The following is a 6,624-nucleotide window of genomic DNA, read 5'->3' as shown; positions in this document are numbered from 1 at the left end:
ATACTCAGTACATCAAGCCCGACGTCGTCACCGTCGGCATGGGTCTGGCCGCTTCGATGGGGCAATTCCTCCTCACCGCGGGCGCCCCCGGCAAGCGCTACATCACGCCGCACACGCGCGTCCTGCTCCACCAGCCCCTCGGCGGTGCGGGCGGCTCGGCGACCGAGATCCGCATCAACGCCGACCTCATCCTCAAGATGAAGAAGGAGCTCGCCGAGATCACGGCCGAGCGCACCGGCAAGTCGGTCGAGCAGATCGAGCTCGACGCCGATCGCGACCACTGGTTCAGCGCGCACGAGGCCCTCGAATACGGCTTCGTCGACAAGGTGATCGAGACGCCGCAGGAAGTCGGCTCGCTCGGTCGGGAGGGAGAGAAGCGATGAGCACCGCCCCTTACTTCGAGGCCGTCGCCCGCCAACTGCCGCAGGCCCGCTATGTCCTGCCCAATTTCGAAGAGCGCACGGCTTACGGCTTCAAGCGCCAGGACCCCTACGCGAAGCTCTTCGAGGACCGGATCGTCTTCCTCGGGGTCCAGGTCGATGACGCCTCCGCCGACGACGTGATGGCTCAGCTCCTGGTCCTCGAGTCGCAGGACCCGGATTCGCTCATCACGATGTACATCAACAGCCCCGGTGGCTCCTTCACGGCGCTCACCGCGATCTACGACACGATGCAGTACATCCGTCCGCAGATCCAGACCGTCTGCCTGGGCCAGGCCGCTTCGGCCGCCGCGGTCCTGCTCGCAGCGGGCTCTCCGGGCAAGCGCCTGGCCCTGCCCAACGCCCGCGTCCTCATTCATCAGCCGGCGATGGAGGGCATGCAGGGGCAGGCCTCCGACATCCAGATCGTCGCCGATGAGATCGACCGCATGCGCCTGTGGCTCGAGGAGACCCTCGCGAAGCACTCGGGCACGCCGGTCGAGCAGATCCGCCGCGACATCGAGCGCGACAAGATCCTCACCGCGCCCCAGGCGAAGGATTACGGCCTCATCGACCAGGTGCTGGAGTCGCGCAAGGCTCAGTGACCCGACCGAATGACGCGGGGCCCCTCCTCAAGAGGGGCCCCGCTCTTCGTCCGTCGAACGCCTATTCGCATCCGGGGATCGGCAAGACCGCGCCTCCCGAGCGGATCGAGCGCGCGCCGAACACGGCCGTGGCGACGGCGTCCCTCGCATCCTTCGCGCTCGTGACGGTCGCGCCTCCCGAATCGAGGAAGCCGAGGAACTCGGCCATCGTGAGGCGGTCCGCGTCCTCATGGCCGCCGGCGTCGCCGAGGATCGGGTACTCGAGATCGCCCTCGGGGGCGTAAGCGTGCCGCCGGTTCCATACGCGGACGACTCCGCCCTCGCCGTCGCCGAAGTTCTCGAGGCGCCCCGCGTCGCCGATGACCGTGTAGTTGCGCCAGTAGTCGGGCGTGAAGTGGCACTGCTGGTAGGAGGCGAGCACGCCGTTCGACAGGCGCATCTGGATCATCGAGATGTCTTCGACGTCGATGACGGGATTGAGATCCCGTGACGCGCGCGGCGGCCAATTGTCGTAGGAGAACCAATCAGGCATCGTGCGATCGGAGTTGTCCCTCCGACTGGCGACCCCGCCGTACACCATGAGGCCGCCGAGGCCCTGGACGAGCTCGCTGGAGGCGCCCGCCAGGTAGTGGATGACGTCGATGTCGTGAGCGCCCTTCTGCAGGAGGAGGGTGCCCGAGCGGCTCCGGTCCGCGTGCCAGTCCTTGAAGTAGTAGTCGCCGCCGTTGCCGACGAAGTGACGGCACCAGATCGCCTGGACCCGGCCGATCGCGCCCTCGTCGATGAGGCGCTTCATCAGGCGGACGACGGACATATGGCGCATGTTGTGCCCGACGTAGAGCGGCGTGCCGGTCCGCCTCGCGACCCGCAGGATCTCGTCGGCGTCCTCGACGGTGATGGCCATCGGCTTCTCGAGGTAGACCCCGATCCCCGCTTCCAGGAGCTCGGCGGCCACCGCCGTGTGGACGTCATCCGGGGTCGTGACGATCGCGCCCGCGACCCTGCCCGAGCCGGGCCCGCCGGTCGCGCTGATGAGCTCGGCGGTGCTCGAGTGGAGGGCGACCTCGTCACCGAAGAGGGCGCGCGCCCGATCCCGCCCCGAGGGTGAAGGATCGACGGCCCAGGCGATCCGGGATCCGGGTTCGAGGGAGGGGATGTGGGCGCCGATGACGGCGCGCGCTCCGCATCCGACGACTGCGTAGAGCTTCTCACTCATGGGAGTGCTCCTCTTCCTCCTCCGTTCCCCCGCTTTCACGCAGGGCGATGTCGATGACGGTGCCGCGCCCCTGCGGAAGGGGGAAGGTGAAGGCGTCGTCCTGCTCGGGTGGGGCGAAACTGAGGAAGGCGACATCCGGGTAGGCCTCGATGACCCAGGACTTCGCGACGTGCACGTGCCCGTCGCCGCCGATGAGCCGAACCGATTCGATGTCCTGCGGGCGCACTCCGACCAGGGGAAGCGGGCCGATGGGCTCTTCCCAGACGTGGGCGTACAGGTGGGAGCCGCGCATGGTCCAGCGCCCCCATTCGGGCTTGGCGATCCCCGCGGGACCCGCCCCCTTCAGCGCCTCCTCGTGCGCATGGACCCATGCGCCGAAGGCCCTGAGCGTTTCGGCGGATTCGGCCGGGATGCGCCCCTGGCCGTCCGGGCCGACGTTGAGCAGGAGGTTGCCGCCCTTGGAGACGATTTCGACGAGTTTGGCCGCGAGGGTCGAGGGGGCCTTCATCGCGGTATCCGAATGATGCCAGGCCCAATGGTTGTTGAGGGTCACGCAGGACTCCCATGGCACCGGGGCGCCGTCCTCGCCGAGGATCCCCGAGGGAGGGATGAGTTGTTCGGGGGAGACGAAGTCGCCCGCGAAGGGGCTCGGCTCGGCGGTGACGATCGAACCGAAGGCGGAGGCCGACACCTCGAGGCGATTGTCGATGAGGACCTGCGGTTGGAGGGAGCGGACCATCTCCACGAGTTCGCGCGCCCGCCACCGCTCGCCTGTCATCTCGTCGTAGGAGAAGTCGAACCAGAGGATGTCGAGTGCGCCGTAGTTCGTGCACAGCTCCTTCACCTGCGCGTGCATCTTCGTGAGATAGGCGTCGAAGTCGTGTCGGACTCCGTGGAAGGCGGGGTCGTTGCGCTGGGGGTGGAAGGCGTCCCCCCAGACGGGGTAGTCGGGGTCGGCCCAGTCGATGAGGCTGAAGTAGAGTCCGACGCGCAGCCCCTCGGCGCGGAAGGCCTCGAGGAACTCGGCGACGAAGTCGCGGCCGGGCGTCATCTTCGCCGAGGTGAAGTCCGAGTGGGCCGAGTCGAAGAGGCAGTATCCGTCGTGGTGCTTGGCGGTGAGGATCGCGTACTCCATCCCCGCCTCCTTGGCCAGCCGCGCCCATTCGTGGAAGTCGACGGACTCGGGGTTGAAGGCCTTCGCCCAGGGGAGGTAGTCCTGGGCGGTCATCTCCTCGTGAGAGCGGACCCATTCGCCCCGACCGAGGAGGGAGTAGACGCCCCAGTGGATGAACATTCCCAGACGGGCGCGCCGGAACCATTGCGAGCGGGCGAAGCGTTCGGGCACGGCGGGAGGGGTGTAGCGCCGGGGGATCCGGGGGCTTTCAGAAACCATGGGACATGCTCCAGGGGGCGATGCGGGCGGCACGAATGAGGTCTTCGGGCAGCGGAGGGAAGTGACGGTCGACGGGGGTGCGGATCCCGGCGACGAGTGCGCTCAGGGAGTCGATGCCGTGCACGGTCCGCATTCCGGGGTCCGCGCTCTCGCGGTGCGCGCGGGCGCGACCGTCGTCGAGTTCGAGGACGAAGACGCCGGTGTTGGCGTTGAAGAGCCCGTCTCGCACGGCGAAGCGCCAGTGCCCGCTGATGCCTTCGGACCAGGGGCGCGCTTCGAGAGCGGCGGCGAGGTCGAGGACGCGCGCCATCGGCGTGACCCGGGCGCCGAGTGAGGCGTTCGCGCTCAGCCAGTGCCAGGCGGAGTCGTGCGGGGCGCCGTAGATCTCGACGGTGTCGATCCCGGTGTGGGAGGCGAGCAGGGCGAGGGCGTGCTCCCAGGCCTCGGCGTCGAGGGAGTGGAGGAAGTCGCAGGTGAGGGTCGCGCCCTCGCGCGTGAATCGCGTGAATGCGCGGATGCCGTCGGAGGAGGGCGCCTCCTCGGACTCAGCGGGGCCCTCGATGACGAGGTCGACGGTGGCGCCCGTGGGGCGGGCGAGCGGTCCGACGACGCCGTTGAGCCCCCGGGTCGCGGCGTCCAGGGCCTCGGCCCGGGACCGGTCGTCCTCGGGATCGAGGATCCGTCCGCGCAGGGCCTGCGAGCGGCGGGCTCGGAGGAGGTCGGCGCTCGGGATCCGCACGGCGTCGCGCTGGGCGACGATGGCGTACCCCAGGGGACGGTAGATCGCAGGGGCGGCGGGATAGAGGAGGGAGAAGAGCGCTCCGGAGTCCGACTGGCGGGTGAGGAGCTCGCGCATCATCCGAGTCGCGAGCCCCCGGCCCCGGTGGGGGAGGGCGACGGTGACGTCACAGACTCCGGCGGCGGGCAGGGTGCGCTCGCCGAGCCTGAGCGCGAGGGGGTGCGAGGCGGCCGTCGCGATGAGGGCGCCCTCGTCGAAGGCCCCGAGGGCGTAGGGGGTGGCGCGCTCGAGGCTCCACGACGCCGGCCGCAGGGGGGAGGAGCCGAAGGCCTCGCGCATCGCGCGTTCGTAGTCGGCGAGGTCGTGGTCGGAGAGGCGTCGGATCTCCATCAGCTCTTCACCGCCCCTGCGACCATTCCGGCGACGATGTGCTTCTGCGCGAAGAGGTAGACGATGAGGACGGGGATCACGGAGACGACGATGTTCGCGCAGACCAGCGCGTAGTTGTACGAGTGCATGCCCTGGAAGTCGAAGACGGTCATCGGCATCGTCCACTTGCTCTGATTGGGCATGAGGAACAGGACGTTCTGGAACTCGTTCCACGCGTAGGTGACGAGCAGGACGAGGCTCGTGACGGACACGGGGCGCAGCAGGGGCAGGATCACTTGGAAGAAGGTCCGGATCGGTCCGGCTCCGTCGATGATGGCGGCCTCATCGAGGCTGCGCGGGAGGCGCTGGATGAATCCCACGTACATGAGCGTGATGAAGGGGATCTGGATGCCGACGTCGACGAGGATGAGGCCGGTGAAGGTCCCGTAGAGCCCGAGCGCCTGGAGGACTTTGATGGCGGGGATGAAGCTGAAGGGGGCGATCATCCCGGCGAGGAGGTACTGGTAGGCGCGTGCGGGGAAGCGGGCGGGGGAGCGGGCGATGACGTAGGCGGCCATGGCGCAGACGAGGACGGTGAGCCCGGTGACGCCGACGGAGACGATGAGCCCGTTGAGGAGGCCGCGGGCGACGCCCTCGGTCCCCAGGACGGTCGCGTAGTTCTCCCACCGGGGGTGCGCGGGCAGGCTGAAGTCCATGATCTTCGACTCGGCCTCCGACTTGACGGAGGTGAGGAGGACCAGGGAGAGGGGGATGAGGTAGATCGCGCTGATGAGCGCGGCGACGAGGTAGATGAAGCCCAGTCGAAGCGCTTTGCGCGTTCTCGCCGCCGATGAGGGGGAGCGGCGGGGCGCCCGCTTGGGGGAGTGTGCGGCGTTCATTCGGCATCGGCCTCGTTTCGGCGGATGAGGGTGTTGATGAAGAAGGCGAGGGCGGTGATGAGGACGAATTGCGCGAAGCTCGCCGCAGCGGGGATCGCAAGCGACCCGGTGACCATCTGTTTCGCGATGAAGGTGGAGATCACTTCGGTCGAGTGACCGGGCCCGCCTCCTGTGGTCGCGTAGATGATGTCGAAGGCCTTCATCCCGGAGATGAACGTGAGGAGGAGCGCGAGATTGATCGCGTGCGCGACGAGGGGGAGTTTGACGTTCCACATCACGCGCACGGCTCCGGCGCCGTCGATCCGGGCCGCTTCGATGGTCTCCTGCGGGACGGACTGGAGGGCGGCGAGGACGATGACGACGGTCCAGCCGACTCCGACCCAGACGTCGACCGCTGCGACGGAGGCGAGGGCGGTGTCGAAGTCGCCGAGCCAGGGGCGGGCGAGGGAGTCGAGGCCGATGACGCGGAGGAATCCGTTGAGGATCCCGTCGTTGTCCAGGAGGAAGTTGAACACCATGCCGACGACGACGAGGGAGACCATGATCGGCGCGTACACGAGGGCGCGCAGGAAGTCCCGGCCGACGAAGGCCTGATCGAGGAAGAGCGCGAGGAGGACTCCGAATCCGGTCTTGCCGAGGGTGACGAGCAGGGCGAAGACGAACTGGTGGAGGACGGCCGGGATGAATTGGCCCGACGAGGCGAAGAGCGTCTCATAGTTGGCCAGGCCGACGAAGCGCATCGCCGAGGACGTGAGCTTCGCGTCGGTGAGCGAAAGGCCGAGTCCGACGAATGCGGGCACGATGTAGAAGATCGTGAAGATGAGGAGGGCCGGTGCGAGGAAGGCCGTGGGGTATGTCTTGAGCACTCGCTTCGAGGGGTGGGCCATGGTTGCTCCTTGGATGCCGAGCCGGGGCTCCGCAGCGCGGATGAGGTGTGGGGGTGATGCGGCCGGGGCGCGGGCCGAGACGAGGGCCCGCGCACGT

General features: G+C 68.4%; 7 protein-coding genes. 2 read left to right on the top strand and 5 right to left on the bottom strand.

The features are described 5' to 3' along the window. Positions 1-383: ATP-dependent Clp protease proteolytic subunit (locus ACQY7V_RS05280; RefSeq protein WP_428639229.1), on the top strand; the 383-nt coding region annotated here is incomplete at its 5' end. Then, on the top strand, positions 380-1,024 hold the full coding sequence (locus ACQY7V_RS05275) for an ATP-dependent Clp protease proteolytic subunit (protein ID WP_184453130.1): 645 nt from the start codon (positions 380-382) through the stop codon (positions 1,022-1,024). The genes ACQY7V_RS05280 and ACQY7V_RS05275, both read left to right, overlap by 4 nt. Before the next feature lie 61 nt (positions 1,025-1,085). On the opposite strand, the gene ACQY7V_RS05270 is transcribed toward ACQY7V_RS05275, so the two are convergent. The 5 genes from ACQY7V_RS05270 to ACQY7V_RS05250 all read right to left on the bottom strand — a co-directional run. After that, the gene (locus tag ACQY7V_RS05270; RefSeq protein ID WP_428639227.1) at positions 1,086-2,240 is read right to left on the bottom strand and encodes a Gfo/Idh/MocA family protein; all 1,155 of its coding nucleotides are present in this window, start codon (positions 2,238-2,240) and stop codon (positions 1,086-1,088) included. Beyond that, complete coding sequence (locus ACQY7V_RS05265) at positions 2,233-3,633, bottom strand: alpha-L-fucosidase (RefSeq protein ID WP_428639225.1); 1,401 nt, start codon at positions 3,631-3,633, stop codon at positions 2,233-2,235. Before ACQY7V_RS05265 ends, ACQY7V_RS05270 begins: the two co-directional genes overlap by 8 nt. Further along, the gene (locus ACQY7V_RS05260) at positions 3,623-4,762 is read right to left on the bottom strand and encodes a GNAT family N-acetyltransferase (RefSeq protein WP_321083230.1); all 1,140 of its coding nucleotides are present in this window, start codon (positions 4,760-4,762) and stop codon (positions 3,623-3,625) included. Before ACQY7V_RS05260 ends, ACQY7V_RS05265 begins: the two co-directional genes overlap by 11 nt. Beyond that, positions 4,762-5,640 carry a carbohydrate ABC transporter permease gene (locus ACQY7V_RS05255; protein WP_428639223.1) on the bottom strand — a complete coding sequence of 293 codons (879 nt, stop codon included), beginning with the start codon at positions 5,638-5,640 and terminating at the stop codon, positions 4,762-4,764. The genes ACQY7V_RS05260 and ACQY7V_RS05255 overlap by 1 nt, the downstream gene beginning before the upstream one ends. Further along, positions 5,637-6,624: carbohydrate ABC transporter permease (locus ACQY7V_RS05250; RefSeq protein ID WP_428639221.1), on the bottom strand; the 988-nt coding region annotated here is incomplete at its 5' end. The genes ACQY7V_RS05255 and ACQY7V_RS05250, both read right to left, overlap by 4 nt.

Origin of the sequence: Schaalia sp., assembly GCF_050312375.1 — a bacterium.
Lineage (GTDB): Bacteria > Actinomycetota > Actinomycetes > Actinomycetales > Actinomycetaceae > Pauljensenia > Pauljensenia hyovaginalis.
Note: the sequence above shows the minus strand (reverse complement) of the source record. Positions and strands in the feature narration are given on the sequence as shown.